The organism is Streptomyces sp. MJM8645 (assembly GCF_001625365.1).
Lineage (GTDB): Bacteria > Actinomycetota > Actinomycetes > Streptomycetales > Streptomycetaceae > Kitasatospora.
Map to the genome: position 1 here is coordinate 351,561 of NZ_LJJF01000001.1, position 14,471 is coordinate 366,031.

A 14,471-nucleotide genomic window follows, 5' to 3' on the forward strand; every position below is an offset into this window, starting at 1 on the left:
CCCCCTTGACCCGGCCCCGCCCGCACCCCCGAGAGTGTCAGGGGCGGGCCGCGCCACGGCGGCCGCAGCGGAGAGGGGACCACCCGTGAACGCACCCTGTCTCATCCTCGACATCGGCGGCGTCCTGGAATACACGCCGAGGACGGGCTGGCCGGAGCGCTGGGAGCGCCTGTTGGAGCTGCCGCCGCACGCGATCGACGAGCGGCTGCGGGACGTCTGGCAGGCCGGCGCGATCGGCGGCATCACCGAGCCGGAGGTGCGCGAGCAGGTGGCCGCCCGGTTGCACCTCGGTCCGGCCCAGGTCGCGGCCTTCATGGCCGACCTCTGGGAGGAGTACCTGGGCACGCCGAACGAGGAGCTCATCGCCCACGTGCGCGGACTGCGCGGGCGGGCCCGGCTCGGCATCCTCAGCAACAGTTTCGTCGGCGCCCGCGAACGCGAGGTCCCGCTCTACCGGTTCGACGAGCTGGTGGAACACATCGTCTACTCGCACGAGATCGGGACCGGCAAGCCCGACCCGCGCGCCTACGAGATCACCTGCGCCGAGTTGGGCGTCAGCCCGGTCGACTGCCTCTTCATCGACGACCACGCGCCCAACGTCGAGGCCGCCCGGGCGGTGGGCATGCAGGCCCATCTGTTCGAGGACAACGCCCCCGCCATCGCCCGCATCGCCCGTCACCTCGGCGACGGCGACGGCGACGTCCGTTGACGGGCTGAACGGGCTGAGCACTCACTCCGTACGTGGGGGCAGGACGGACACCCCTGACGGCCCGGCGCCCGCCACGGTGACACCCCGACCGAGGCCCCGGAGACCACGCGCGGCCCCGCACCGATTGGCGACCGCCGCGTCCGGGGACGCTGGCCGCATGCACCAGGACGCTGTACCTCCGACCGAGACGATCCGCCCCGATTGGGCCGGGATCGACCAGCTGCCGACCACCGACCTGCTCCGCCTGATGAACGCCGAGGACCGCACCGTCCCCGCCGCGGTGGCCGGGGAGTTGGTCCGGATCGCCGCCGCGGTGGACGCCACGGCGGCACGGATGGCGGCCGGTGGGCGGCTGGTCTACGCCGGGGCGGGGTCCGCCGGGCGGCTCGGGGTGCTGGACGCCGCCGAGTGCCCGCCGACCTTCGGCACCGATCCGGGCCTGGTGGTGGGCCTGATCGCGGGGGGCGGGACCGCCGTGGCCGAGGCCATCGAGGGCGCCGAGGACCGCCCGGAGCTGGCGGCGGCCGACCTGGCCGCGCTCCGGCTCACCCCGGCCGACACCGTGGTGGGCGTCTCCGCCTCCGGCCGCACGCCGTACGCGGTGGCGGCCGTCCGGACCGCACGGGCGGCCGGGGCGCTGACGGTCGGACTGGCCTGCAACCAGGGCTCGGCGCTGGTGGCGGCGGCCGAGCTGGGGATCGAGGTGGAGGTCGGCCCGGAGGTGCTGGCAGGGTCAACCAGGCTGAAGGCGGGCACGGCGCAGAAGCTGGTGCTCAACATGCTGTCGACGGCCGTCATGGTCCGGCTCGGCCGGACGTACGGCAATCTGATGGTCGACGTCCGGGCCACCAACGCCAAGCTCCGCGCACGGGCCCACCGGATCGTCACGGAGGCCACCGGCGCCGACGAGGCGGCGGTCCGCCGCGTGCTCGCCGCCACCGGGGGCCGGGCCAAGGACGCGATCCTGGTCCTGCTCGCGGACGTGGACGCGCCGACCGCCGCCCGGCAGCTCGCCGCCTCCGGCGGGCGGCTGCGCGAGGCACTGCGCGCCCACCGCCGCTAGGGGCTCTCTTTCGGATCACGCCGGGCGCGCGACGCGCCCCCAGCCTGGCGGCCGGGAGGTACCCCAAGGCATCCCGCCTGGACGCACGCCCGAATCGCCCAAGTACGTCCAGTACGAGGACGACTCGGGCGCACGCCCAGCCGGGCGCGTCATGGGGGCACCTCCCGGCCGAAGGCTGGGGGAGCCGCGGGCTGATCCGCCAAGATCGACCGGACAGGACCTAGTACTCCAGCAGGACTTCGACGTTTTGCCTGTTCAGAGGGCTGCGCGGTGGGGTGTAGCGGGCTGATGCTTGATCAGGGGCGGTCTTCATTGGACCGCCCCTCGATCGTGTGCAGCCGGCGTTGGTAGTGACAGCGCCGGGCGACGGCCTGGCGTTGTCGCCGCCAGGTGGACCACTTCAAGGCGTGAGCGAGGGGCGGGCAGTGTGGTGGACGCGGGCCGCGGGGACAGCCAGTTGCCAGGAGCCGCCGGATCTCTGCCACGGTGAGGTCGACCAGGGCGCGGGAACCGTTTCTGCAGCCCCCTTTGCAGCAGCCGCCGCGGCCGCCGCGGCCATCGCGGCCAGGAAGGCGTGGGCGAGCATGGCCAGGGTGACGTGTCGCATCCAGCCGGGGTAGCGGCGGACCTCGTCCTGGTCCAGGCCGCACTCGTTCTTCGCGGCCTGGAAGCACTCCTCGATCGCCCGGCGCATCCCGGCGATCCGCACCAACTGCTCCACGGTCGTGTCGAGTTGTGCGTAGGCGAGGCAGTAGGCGATCTCGTCGGGCCTGCTCAGACTGCGGCGGGCCAGCGCCCACCGCTGGCGGACCGGGGTCTCATCCTGGTAGTCGAACTCGGCCACGGCGGGTGGCCGGATGGCCGCCCAGTCATAGATGCGCGGTCCTTTGGCACCGTCGCCGCACGAGATCCGCTCCCAGGCCCGGGCCGGGGCCTGGGCAAACAGCCAGTCGACGCGTGGACAGCCCACGCTGAACTGGGACTTGGGCACCGCCAGGACGTAGCCGACGCCGGACTGTTCCAGCAGGCGACAAAAGCGCCCCTCCTGGCCGTAGGCCGAGTCCGCGGTGACCCAGGCGATCGGCAGGTCGGAGGCCGGCGCCCGCAGCACCAGGGCCTTGGCGAGGCCGCCCTTGGTGCGGAACTCCCGCTCGTCGGGGATCCTCGCTGCGCGGCAGCGGTCCCGGTCCTCGGTCCAGGATTTGGGCAGGTAGAGCTCGCGGTCGACCAGGGCGCGGCCACGGGTGGAGGCGCAGGCGGCGAAGACCCCGATCCGGCAGTTCCCGGTTCGGCCGGCGGTGCCGGAGTACTGGCGCCGCACACCGGCAGAGGTGGTGCCCTTCTTGACGAAGCCGGTGTCGTCGATGATCAGGACTCCGTCGTCGGCTCCGAGGCGTTCGACGACGTAGTGCTGGAGCTCGTCGCGGATCTCGTCCGCGTCCCAGCGGGAACCGGCGAGCAGGTGCTGCAGGCCGTCGGGTGTGGCGTGACCTGCGTATTCGGCCAGTTACCAGCCGTTCTTGCGGCCGACTGGGCCGAGCAGGCCGCGGACGCGCGCATCCGGCGGCGTGGCTCCACGCGGCTGAAGCGGTGGCCGATACGGAGGAAGAGGTCTTCGAGTTCGTTGTCCCAGGTCTCGGCTGCAGGCTCGTTGATCACGACGAGAGGCCGCCCCGGCGCTGTCACTACCAACGCCGGCTGCACACGATCGAGGGGCGGTCCGATGAAGACCGCCCCTGATCAAGCATCAGCCCGCTACACCCCACCGCGAGCCCTCTGAACAGGCAAAACGTCGAAGTCCTGCTGGAGTACTAGTGCCGGACGATCCGCAGGACGGCGGTGCTCCCGGTGTAGCCGCCCACGTAGAAGGTGTGGCCGTCGGGCCCCAGGGCGAGACCGCTGATGACCCCGTCGGTCAGGCCGATCAGCGACTCCTGCGGGACGGCGGCGCCCGTGGCGGCGTCGAGGGCGAGCACCGAGCCCCTGATGGTGGACGTGCCGGTGGTGACGTAGAAGCGGGTGCTGTCCGCGCCGGCACGCGGGAAGTGCAGGTTGGCGTACCCGCTGGTCAGTGCGAGGTGTGCGGCGACGGTGTCGGTGGCGGTGTCGACGACGTCGGCCGCGCCGCTGCCCGAGGCGTTCACGGCGAGCAGGCGGCCGCCGTCGGGGGTGAGCGCCAACTCGTGCCCGTACACCGTGGCGGTGGCGGGGATCCTGCCGACGACGGACGGCACGGCGCCGCTGGTGTCCAGGTGCACGACGCCCACGTTGGCGCCGACGTAGACGTCGCGGCCGTCCGCTCCGACCGCCAGCCCGTTCACGTTCATCGCCGGGACCGGCACCGCGTCGGTGAACGCCAGCCGCGCGGTGTCGAACCTCAGGACCCGCCCGTCGCCCCTCGACCGGATCCCCGACGACCCGTCCTGGGTGACGTAGAGCGTCGCCCCGTCCGGGCTGAGCGCCAGCTCGTTGAGCTTCCCCTCGGTCCAGCGCTCCGGGCGCGGCTGGTCCGGCACGGGGAGCGAGGCGAGCACGGTCAGCGAAGCGGTGTCCCACACGGTCACGACGTCGAGGTTCAGGACGTAGAGCCGCGAGCCGTCCGGGCTGAGCGCCGTGATCGAGGACCAGTTGTGGTTGCCGGTGCTGTCCTGGCCGGTGACCTGGCCGGTCTGGGTGTCGACCGCCCTCACCGCGATCCTGTTGTTCGCGTCGGCCACCGTGACGTACACCGTGGTGCCGTCCGGGCTGACCACCGGCACCACGTCGCCGCGGCCCACCGCGACGGTGGCCTCGACGCCGGGGACCGGGGTGGTGGCCACGGCGGGCCCGCCCGCCAGTGCGAGCAGTGCCGCCGTGGTGGCCACCGCCGTCGTCCAGCGGGCCGTCCTCGCAAGAGCTCTCATTGATCGCTTCCCCTCCCCGCGCCGCCCTCGCGGCGCCCCTGGGAAGGCTAGCCGCCGGTGAGGGGGGCGTGAGGACAATAGGAGAAATGTGCAAGGGATGTGATGATTCGTCAGATCCGTGTTCGAGGTGGTCTGGGTCGCCCCGTACGCCCCCTGCCCGGGCCCGCACGCCCGCCGTCGCCCCGGCCCGTACACCGACGTACCCGCCCGCGCTTCCCGGATCCGCTCCACCCACCACCGCCGGCTGACGTCCCGACACCACCGCGCGGCTAGGGGCTCTCTTTCGGATCACGTCGGATCAGCGCGCGGCGTCGGAGTGCGTGCATCGCAAGGCGGAGGAGGGAGTCCATGCGGTGGGGGCACCTCCCGGCCGAAGGCTGGGGGCCATCGGCGACCGACGACAACGCGGCGAGGTGCGTGCTCCGGCGTCGCGCGCCCGGCGTGATCCGAAAGAGAGCCCCTAGTACTCCAGCAGGACTTCGACGTTTTGCCTGCTGGAGTACTGACGGCTCGCCGGTCAGGGCACCGGGACGCGGTACGGCTCCGGGGCCGGCTCGGCCCGGTGGTGGTGGCGGGCCGGGCGGAGCGGCCACCAGAGGGCGCGGCCGAGCAGGGCGGCGACGGCGGGCACCAGGACCAGGGACAGGACGACGGCGGAGAGCAGGATGCCGAGCGTCAGCGCGAAGGCGACCTGTTCGCTGCCCGGGGTGGCGGCGAGGGTCGCGAAGGAACCGGCCAGGACCAGGCCGGCCGTGGCGATGGCGGGCGTGGTGTGCCGTACGGCGCGGGCGACGGCGGCGCGGGGCGGGCCGGGGCGCTGCATCTCCTCGCGGATCCGGTCGGTGATGAGGATGTTGTAGTCGGTGCCCAGCGCCACGACGAACAGGAACAGCACCAGCGGGAGGGTGAAGCTGACGCCCGGTTCGCCCAGCCCGTGTTGGAACAGCAGGGTCGCGGCGCCGAGGGTGGCGGCGAAGCCGAGCCCGACCGAGAGCATCAGGACCAGCGGGGCGAGCAGACTGCGCAGGAGCAGCAGCAGGATCAGGGCGATCAGGGCGGCCGCGACCGGGAAGACGATCGTCAGGTCGTGGTCGACGGCGGTGGAGATGTCGGCGAAGATCGCCGCCGTGCCGCCCACGTGGGCGCTGGTCCCGGCGGGTGTGTGGGCGGCGACCGCGGCGCGGACCGGGCCGGAGGCCAGGTCGCGGGCGCGCCGGCTCTGCGGGTCTGCGGTCAGGTAGAGGTCGATCCGGGCGGCGCGCCGGTCCCCGTTGAGGACGGTGCCGCCCGTCTTGCCGACGCCCTCGACCTGGGTGAGGGCGTGGGAGAGGCCGTCGAGCCGGCCGGGGGTGAGGGTGGTGCCGTCCGTGGTGACGACGTAGACGCTCGTCGGGTCGGAGACGCCGGCGGGCAGGGTGCGGGAGATCTCGGCGGCGGTGGCGGCGGCCGGGGTCCGGTCGCCGGCGCCGCCGAGGCCGTAGTCCATCCGGATCCCGGTCATCCCGGCGGCCAGCGCGCCGAGCAGGGCGAGGGCGGCGAGCAGCATCGGCAGCGGCCGCCGGGCGACGAGCGTGCCGAAGCGGGCGGCGAAGCCCTCGTCCGGCTGGCGGCGCAGGCTGCGGGAGGGCCAGAACATGCCGCGGCCGCAGGCGGCGAGCAGGGCGGGCATCATGGTGAGGCTGCCCAGCAGCATGACCAGGACGGCGACGGCGATGGCCGGGCCGAGCGAGCGGAACTGGCCGAAGCTGGCCACGCCGAGGGTGGCGAAGGCGGCGACGATGGTCAGCGCGGCCGAGGTGATCGCGGTGCCCACCCGGGCGGTCACCTGGGCGGCGGCTTCGCGGGCGGGCTGCTCGGGCCGGGCCCGCAGGTGCTCGCGGAAGCGGAAGAGCAGGAAGAGCAGGTAGTCGACGCCGATGCCGAGCAGGACCACGGAGACCAGCCCGGGGGTGCCGGCGTCGAGCTTGAGGCCGGTCAGCGTCGCGGCGACGGCCACGGCTCCGCCGGCCGCGCTGCCGATCATGGCGACGGCGAGCAGCGGCAGCAGGGCCGCCGCCACGCTGCGGAACACCAGCACGTTGAGCAGGACGATCAGCCCCATGACGAGCGCGCTGCCGACCGTCGCGGCGGTGCGGTGGGAGTCGGCGGTGTCCACGGCGTCGGCCAGTCCCCCGGTGAACCCGGTGCGCATCCCGGCGTCGGCGAACTGGGCCCGGGTGGCGTCCCGGAACGCCCGGTAGACGCCCTGGACGCCCTCGGCCGCGGCGTTGCCGGTCAGTTCGACGGAGAGCAGTTCGAAGCCGCGGTCGGGCGCCACCATGGCCGGGGCGACCCGGGGGGTCTGGGACCGGTCGGGGACGAGGAAGGCCGGCTCGTCGTCCTTCCTGGGCATGACGACCCGGCGCTGGGCGAGCTTCGCCGCCTCGGCCTCGACCCGCTGCTGGTCGGCGGCGGTGAGCGCCTGGCCGTCGGTCCTGGCGACCAGCACCGTGACCGTGGTGGCGTCGGGCTTCATCCCGAAGTTCTCCTCGGCGATCCGCAGCGCGGCGGCCGAGTCGTAGCTCTTGGGCAGGAAGTCCCCGGTCTGGGACTGGGTGACGCGGGCGAGCAGCATCGGGCTCAGCAGGGCCAGGGAGAGTCCCAGCACCACCCAGAGGGTGATCACCTTCCACGGGTTCCTGGTGGAGTATCCGGTCAGTGCGCGGATCACGATTTCCTCCGGCGGTGGACGCGAGCGTCCGCAAGGTCGGTCTCGGCTCCGGGGGTTCCCGGCCGGGTTCCAGACCATCACCCGGGGTGGGCCGCGGACGTCCCTGCGACGGACGATCCGCACCGGGGCCCCTGCTCCTCGGCCGGGCCCGGACCCGGGACCGTGGTCCTGGTCCGGCCCCCGTGATCGGCCGTGGGGACCATGCCGGGGCGGGGTGGGCCGATGCCAGAATGGGGTCATCGGGCCTGTTCAGAGCCTGTTCAGGGCCTGAAACAGGCTCTGATCGGGGCCTGATCGGGCTCGTCAGGGCTCATCGGGGCTCGTGGCTCGTGGCTCGTGGCGCGTCAGGGCTCATCGGTGAGGCGCGGCGCGGGCCGGGCACGGAGGGGGAACGGACATGGGCGGTCATCAGCGCCCCGCGATGGACACGGCACTCGGGGCGGACCCGGCGCACCCGGCACACCCGGCACACCGGGCACACCGGGCGAGCGGGAGCCCGGGGCCCGGCGGGGTGGCGGACGCGCCGCCGGAGACCGACGGCGCGCCGTGGACCCACGCCGACGCACTGGTGGCCGCCTGCGTCTGCACGCTCGACCTGCTCAACTACCTGCTCTTCAGCGAGATGGACGGGGTACGCCGGGTGACCCCGCCGGGCCTGCTCCTCGTCGCGCTGTCGGCCCTGCCGCTGCTCGTCCGGCGCCGCCACCCGGTGCCGGCGCTCGCCGTAGTCCTGGCCGTCGAGGCCGCGATCGACCTGTCCACACCGGCGAGCACCCACTTCAGCGCCGTCCTGATGGTCGGCCTGTACTCGGTCGCCCGGGTCCGCCCCGCCCCGGTGACGGTGGCCGCCGCGGCGGCGACGACGACGGTGCTGACCACGCTGAGCCAGAGCCACCTGCGCGTCCCCTCCTGGCAGGCGCTCGCCGGCACCTCCTGCTCCACCCTGCTCGTGGCCGGCGCCGGCCTCGCCGTGGCGCGCTGGCAGCGGGAGGTCGCGGCCAACCGCAAACTGCTGGCCGAACGCGCGGTGGCCGACGAACGCCGCCGCATCGCACGGGAGTTGCACGACATCGTGGCGCACCACATCACCACCATGCAGCTGATGGCCGGCGGCGCCCGGGCCAACCTCGCCCACCCGGAGGTGGTCCGGGACGCCCTGGTCACCCTGGAGTCCTCCGGGCGGCTGGCCCTGCGGGAGATGCGCCAGCTCCTGGACGTCCTGCGGGCCGGCGACGAACCGGACACCGCCCCGCCCTCGCCCCAGCCCGGGGCCGAGGACCTCGGCCGGCTGGTGGACGAGTCCCGGGTGGCCGGCCTGCCGACCGACTTCGGCGTCCACGGGCCCCGCCGCCCGCTGCCGCCCACCGTCGGCCTGACCGTGTTCCGGATCGTCCAGGAGGGCCTCACCAACGCCCGCAAGCACGCCGGGCCCGCCCGCGCGACCGTCACCCTGACGTACGGCCCGGACCGGGTCACCGTCGAGGTGCGCGACGACGGGGGCACGGCGGGCACGGGCGGCGCCGCACCGCAGGAGGCAGTGCCGGCCGGCGGCCGGAGCGGGTACGGCCTGATCGGCATGCGCGAGCGCGTCGCCCTGCACGGCGGCACCCTGCGGACCGGACCACGTCCGGAGGGCGGCTTCGCCGTCCTGGCCGACCTGCCACTGGCCCCGGAAGAGACGGCCGACGCGGCCGTCCAGCACGGAACGACGACGGCCCGGTGAGCGCGCACGACGACGGCCCGGTGGGCGCGGTGGCACCGGGTATCCGGGTCCTCATCGCGGACGACCAGCCGCTGGTGCGGCGCGGCCTGTCCCTGATCCTCTCCCCCGACCCGTCCTTCGAGGTGGTGGGCGAGGCCGAGAACGGGGAGCAGGCCGTCACCGCCGCCCGCCTGCTGCGCCCCGACGTCGTGGTGATGGACATCCGGATGCCCGTGCTCGACGGGGTCGGCGCGACCCGGGAGCTGGCCCGCACCCTCCCCTCCTGCCGAGTCCTCGCCCTCAGCACCTTCGACATGGACGAGTACGTGGTGGCCGCGCTGCGCGCCGGCGCTCACGGGTTCCTGCCCAAGGACGTCTCGCCGGAGGAACTGGGCGCGGCGATCCGCACCGTCCACGCCGGCGAGGCGGTGGTCGCCCCGCGCCTGCTCACCCGGCTGATCTCCACCTACGTCCGGGCCCCGGTCGGCGCCCCGCCGCCGGTCACCGACACGGGCGGGCTGACGCCCCGGGAGGTCGAGGTGTGGCGGCTGATGGCCACCGGCCTCGACAACGCCGAGATCGCCCGGGCCCTGGACATCAGCCTGTCGACGGTGAAGAACTACATCACCAGCATCTTCGGCAAGCTCGACGTCCGGGACCGCGCCCAGGCGGTCATCGCGGCCTACGAGTCCGGCCTGGTCACCGCGCGCACGGGAGGCGGGTAGCGGGGGCTTTCCGTCTGCGGGGGCTTTCCGTCTGCGGGCCCTTGTCGACCGCGAGCTCCACCTGCCCAGGTCCTGGGCCGAGGATCGGGACCGCTGCCGCGCGGCGAAGATCCCCGATCGACGCCTGGCAGCGGATCCCTTGCGGTGCCGGCGCAAAGGGACCGCGTATCCACGACCGGGCGGCCATCCGGCTGCCCGCCGTGGCGGAGTTCGACTACCGGGGCGAGGTCCAGGTCCGCCAGCGGTGGGCACCGGCCCGCCGCAGCCTGAGCAGGCCCAGGGTGGTCATGGCGGTCACGCGAGCCCATCCGTCCCGAGGGCCTCGCGCGCGATCTCGGCCCGGAAGCCCTCGATCAGGACCCGCAGCCCGTACTCGAAGTCGGCGTCGTGGTCGGTCATGCGCAGCACGTCGGCCGCCTCGCGCAGCAGCGGGAGGTCGCGCAGGGCTTCGTCCGGGAAGGGCGGCCGGGCGCGGTCGGCGGCGTCCTGTCGCCAGGCCTGCTCCTCGGTGACCCAGCCCATGATGTAACGGTCGATGGTGAGCAGCAGTCGCAGCGCGGTGCGGGGCCGCAGGCCGGCCTGCCGGAGGGCGTCCAACTGGGCTTCAACGGCGGGCAGTTCGTCTTCGGTGGGCAGCGTTCCGGCGTGCACCCGGGCGCCGTCGCGGTAGGCGAGCAGGGCGTGGCGCTTGGCGCGGGCGTCGGCGGCGAGCCAGTCCGGCCAGTGCTCCGGATCCGGGCTACGGTCGGCCGGGAGGGCCTCGGCGAGCATCGCCTCGGCCATCAGGTCGAGCAGTTCCCGCTTGTTCTTGAAGTGCCAGTACAACGCGGGTGACTGGACGCCGAGTTCGCGGGCCAGCCGCCGGGTGGTCAGGCCGTCGATGCCTTCCTCGTCGAGTACGCGCAGCGCGGTGCGCACCACCTCGTCGCGTTGCAGTGCCACCGCCGGCCGCCTCTCCGTTATTCGCTTGCCCACTCCACCTTATCGCCGCTAAGTTCCCGAGCTGGAATTTATCAGCGATAAGGAGAGCCGTCGTGGTCGACGGCCCGAAGGAACCACCGCCCCATGACCTCCGGAACGGACCGCCCCCGGTCCCGACTGCTGCCGAACACCGCGCCCTGGCGGTCCTCCCGCGACTTCCGCCTCACCTGGACGGCCGGCACCGTCACCCTGCTCGGCTCCGTCCTCACCATGACGGCGATCCCGCTCCAGATCGCCGACCTCACCGGTTCACCGCTGGCCGTGGGCGCGGTCGGCGCCGTCGAACTCCTGCCGACCATCGTGTTCGGCCTCTACGGGGGCGTCCTCGCCGACCGTGCCGACCGCCGAACCGTCGCCCTGGTCACCGAACTCGCACTCGCCGCACTGAGCGCCCTGCTGCTCGCCAACGCGCTGCTCGGCACCCCCGCGCTCTGGCCGCTGTACGCGGCCGCCGGACTGGCAGCGGCACTGCAGGGCCTCCAGCAGCCCTCGGCGGAGGCGATGATCCCCCGGCTGGTACCGCCCGACCAGCTGGTGGCGGCGGGCAACCTGCTCTCGCTGCGCTGGAGCATCGCCGGGCTGGCCGGCCCAGCCACCGCCGGAGTACTGATCGCCACGGCCGGCGTCCCGGCCGCCTATCTGGTCGACCTCGGCACCTTCCTGCTCTCGATCGCCCTGCTCACCCGGGTCCGGCCCGTCCCCTCGCAGCGGGACGCCGAGGCACCGCGGCTGCGGGAGTTCGTCGACGGCGCCCGGTACGCGGCCCGCCGCCCCGACCTGCTGGGCACCTACCTGGCGGATCTCGCGGCCACCGTCTGCGCCCTGCCGACCGCGCTGTTCCCGTTTCTCGCCCAGGAGTTGGACGCGGTGTGGGCGCTCGGCCTGCTCTACTCGGCCGCTGCGGCGGGCGGCCTGCTCGCGGCCGCCACCGGCGGCTGGACCGAGCGGGTGCACCGGCACGGCCGACTGGTGCTGCTCTGCGCCGCCCTCGTCGGCGCGGCGACGGCCGCGGCCTCGTTCGCCCCCGGCCTGTGGGCCGTCCTGCTCTGCCTGCTCGTCGCGGGCGGCGCCAACCAGATCGGCGACACCTTCCGCAGCGCGATCTGGAACCAGTCCATTCCGGACGAACTTCGGGGCCGTGCCGCCGGTCTGGAGATGCTGATCGGCTCCGCCGGCCCCGCCCTCGGGGACCTGCGGGCCGGCGGTCTCGCCGCCCGGCAGGGCATCCGCGTCGCGCTGCGCACCGGCGGCCTGCTCTGCCTGGCCGGCACTGCCGCCCTGTCGGCCGCACTGCCCGCGCTCTGGCGCTACGACCAGTGCGACCAGCTAAACCACCCCGACCAGCTAAACCACCTCGACCAGCCCGCCCGACCCGACCGACAACCCACGCCATGACCGCCCACCCCGACAGCGGCGAACCGGGGCGCCGCCCCTCAGCCCCGGGCGGGCACCGTGGCGTGCCGGGCGATCAACGCGCCGAGCCGGCCCGGGTCGCCGGTGCCGCGCTTGGGCAGCACGGTCAGCACGTGCGTCTGCTCGTCCCCGCCCAGCAGGACGAAGAGTTCGGGCGTCTCCAGGTAGTACGGAAGCTCCCGCCAGGCGAGTTCGGTGCTGGACACCGCGTTGGTGACGGTCACCCCGGCCTCGCCGAGGACGATCCGGAACTCGCCCTTGTCCGCCGCCATCCGCCGCACCTGACGCAGTTGCAGCCAGGGCAGTCCGACCACCAGCAGCAGCGCGACCGCGAGCATCACCAGGGCCGGCGGGCCCACCGTCCGGTCGGCGACCGAGGTCAGCACCGCGCCGGACGCGGCGCAGGAGGCGATCAGGTACCTCGACCGCCGGGCCCGTCGACCCGCCGCCGTGCCCCGGGCCCGGGCCGCGAAGGCCGCCCGGAAGTCCGCGGTCGTCGGCGTGTAGCGGACCTCGACCGACTCCTCCACCTGCTTGCCGCCCTCCGCCCGCGCCCCCTCCGCCCGCGCCCCCTCCGCACCCTCCACCCGCAACCCCTCCGTACCCTCCGCCCGACGCCTCTGCCGCCGGATGCTAGCAAAGGCCGTGTGCACCCGATCCATCACCCTCTCCCTCCCCTCGCGGTGACGCGATTCCGCCGCTCCCGGGCGGGCCTCGTTGACCTCCCGCCGCACCCGGCGGTTGGCTCACCACGAGCCGGCCGCCGGGGAGTTCGGCGCGGCCGGCCGTACCCAGGGGAGGGACCAGATGACCCGCACACGTTCCGCACCACACCTGCTGCGCGCGGCCGGCGCGCTGGCGGCGGCCACGCTGGCCGCCGTCACGGTGGCGACGCCCGCCCAGGCGGACGCGCCGCGCGGCCGCACCGAACGGGTGTCCGTCGGGCTCGGCCAGGCGCAGCCCGACGGCGCCTCGTACGCCGCCGGTCTGAGCGCCGACGGCCGCTTCGCCGTCTTCACCTCGAAGGCCGCCAACCTGGTGCCCGGCGACACCAACGGCAAGTCGGACGTCTTCGTCCGGGACCTGTGGACAGGCCGGACCGAGCGGGCCAACACCGGCGCGGACGGCGCCCAGGCGGCCGACGACTCCTTCGACGCCACGATCAGCGGCGACGGCCGCTACGTGGCGTTCAGTTCCTACGCCACCAACCTCGCCCCCGGCGGGAACCTCGGCTTCGAGGACGTCTACGTCCACGACCGCTGGACGGGGACCACCGAGCTGGTGTCCACCGGCCACGACCCGGCCAAGCCGCAGGCCGGCCGGCAGTCCGGCCACCCGTCGATCAGCTGGGACGGCCGGTACGTCGCCTACCAGTCCAACCGCTCCGACCTGGCCCCCGGCACGGTCACCTGGACGGGCGGCAACATCTACGTCACCGACCGCCGGACGGGCGGGACCCGCCTGGTCAGCGTCGGCGCGGACGGCACCGAGGCGAACGCCTCCTCCGCCGAGCCGGTGATCAGCGGGGACGGCGGCTCGGTCGGCTTCATCTCCAAGGCCACCAACATCATCGGCCAGGACAAGCCCGGCGCCCTCGCCGCGAAGGCCGCCGCCGAACTCGACGCCGTCTCCGACGAGGAGTTCGTCCGCGACTCCTTCCGGCACGACGACCAGCCGACGATCCTCAAGCCCCGCTTCTACCCCCTCTACGTCCGCGACCTCCGCGCCGAGCAGAGCGTCCTGGCGAGCACCGACGGAGCGGGCGGCTACCGCGGGGCGGCCTCCCCGGCGCTCAGCCAGGACGGCCGGTACGCCGTCTACTCGGCGCTGCTCCAGGACGGCAACGGCCCCTGGGGGCACCACTTCGAGGTGTACGTCCGCGACTTGGAGGAGGGCACCGAGACCCTGGTCAGCGCCGGGCTCCCGGGGACGAAGACCTCCGGCGACTCCTACCACGCGCAGATCACCGCCGACGCCCACTGGGTCTACTTCGACTCCGACGCGGCGAACCTGGTGCCCGGGGACACCAACAACGCCGGGGACGTCTTCCGGCGCGACCTGTGGACCGGCCGCACCGAGCGGGTCAGCGTGGCGACGGACGGCTCGCAGACCGCCGGCGCCTCGGAGCGGCCGTTCGTCGACGCCCTCGGCACCACGGTGCTGTTCACCTCCGAGGACGGCACCCTCGTCCCGGGCGACACCAACCAGGCCCCTGACGTCTTCCTCCGCCGACTGCCGCTGCTCTGACCCGGAGCCGGCCGAACC

General features: G+C 74.1%; 10 protein-coding genes and 1 pseudogene. 6 read left to right on the forward strand and 5 right to left on the reverse strand.

The annotated features are described in order from the left end of the window. The first annotated feature begins 85 nt into the window (after positions 1-85). Positions 86-709: an HAD family phosphatase gene (locus A6F73_RS01375; RefSeq protein ID WP_063346043.1), complete on the forward strand. Its 624-nt coding sequence runs from the start codon at positions 86-88 to the stop codon at positions 707-709. Between the two features lie 157 nt (positions 710-866). Further along, complete coding sequence (gene murQ / locus A6F73_RS01380) at positions 867-1,772, forward strand: N-acetylmuramic acid 6-phosphate etherase (protein WP_063346044.1); 906 nt, start codon at positions 867-869, stop codon at positions 1,770-1,772. Between the two features lie 400 nt (positions 1,773-2,172). Here the strand turns inward: murQ and A6F73_RS01385 are convergent. The 3 genes and pseudogenes from A6F73_RS01385 to A6F73_RS01395 all read right to left on the reverse strand — a co-directional run bounded on the left by A6F73_RS01385 (position 2,173) and on the right by A6F73_RS01395 (position 7,385). Next, positions 2,173-3,371, reverse strand: a pseudogene (locus A6F73_RS01385) (IS701 family transposase). 212 nt (positions 3,372-3,583) lie between these two features. After that, positions 3,584-4,675, reverse strand: a complete 1,092-nt coding sequence (locus tag A6F73_RS01390) for an SMP-30/gluconolactonase/LRE family protein (protein ID WP_107452799.1) — start codon at positions 4,673-4,675, stop codon at positions 3,584-3,586. A 517-nt stretch (positions 4,676-5,192) separates the two neighbouring features. Continuing rightward, positions 5,193-7,385 (reverse strand): MMPL family transporter, encoded by a 2,193-nt coding sequence (locus tag A6F73_RS01395; RefSeq protein ID WP_063346046.1) that lies wholly within the window; start codon positions 7,383-7,385, stop codon positions 5,193-5,195. Between the two features lie 397 nt (positions 7,386-7,782). Here A6F73_RS01395 and A6F73_RS01400 point away from each other — a divergent pair, with 397 nt between their 5' ends. Continuing rightward, positions 7,783-9,108: a sensor histidine kinase gene (locus tag A6F73_RS01400; protein WP_244293251.1), complete on the forward strand. Its 1,326-nt coding sequence runs from the start codon at positions 7,783-7,785 to the stop codon at positions 9,106-9,108. Next, entirely contained in the window at positions 9,105-9,812 is a 708-nt protein-coding gene (locus tag A6F73_RS01405; RefSeq protein ID WP_063346048.1) for a response regulator transcription factor, read from the forward strand. The genes A6F73_RS01400 and A6F73_RS01405 overlap by 4 nt, the downstream gene beginning before the upstream one ends. A 294-nt stretch (positions 9,813-10,106) precedes the next feature. Here A6F73_RS01405 and A6F73_RS01410 read toward each other — a convergent pair whose 3' ends face one another. Then, positions 10,107-10,754: a TetR/AcrR family transcriptional regulator C-terminal domain-containing protein gene (locus tag A6F73_RS01410; RefSeq protein WP_208869034.1), complete on the reverse strand. Its 648-nt coding sequence runs from the start codon at positions 10,752-10,754 to the stop codon at positions 10,107-10,109. Between the two features lie 123 nt (positions 10,755-10,877). Between A6F73_RS01410 and A6F73_RS01415 the strand changes: the two genes are divergently transcribed. After that, a complete protein-coding gene (locus tag A6F73_RS01415; RefSeq protein WP_063346049.1) occupies positions 10,878-12,188 on the forward strand; it encodes an MFS transporter in 1,311 nt (436 codons plus the stop codon). A 38-nt stretch (positions 12,189-12,226) separates the two neighbouring features. Here A6F73_RS01415 and A6F73_RS01420 read toward each other — a convergent pair whose 3' ends face one another. Continuing rightward, the gene (locus tag A6F73_RS01420) at positions 12,227-12,793 is read right to left on the reverse strand and encodes a YcxB family protein (RefSeq protein ID WP_063346050.1); all 567 of its coding nucleotides are present in this window, start codon (positions 12,791-12,793) and stop codon (positions 12,227-12,229) included. Between the two features lie 220 nt (positions 12,794-13,013). On the opposite strand from A6F73_RS01420, the gene A6F73_RS01425 reads away from it, so the two are divergent. Beyond that, the gene (locus A6F73_RS01425) at positions 13,014-14,453 is read left to right on the forward strand and encodes a hypothetical protein (protein ID WP_063346051.1); all 1,440 of its coding nucleotides are present in this window, start codon (positions 13,014-13,016) and stop codon (positions 14,451-14,453) included. Positions 14,454-14,471 lie beyond the last annotated feature (18 nt).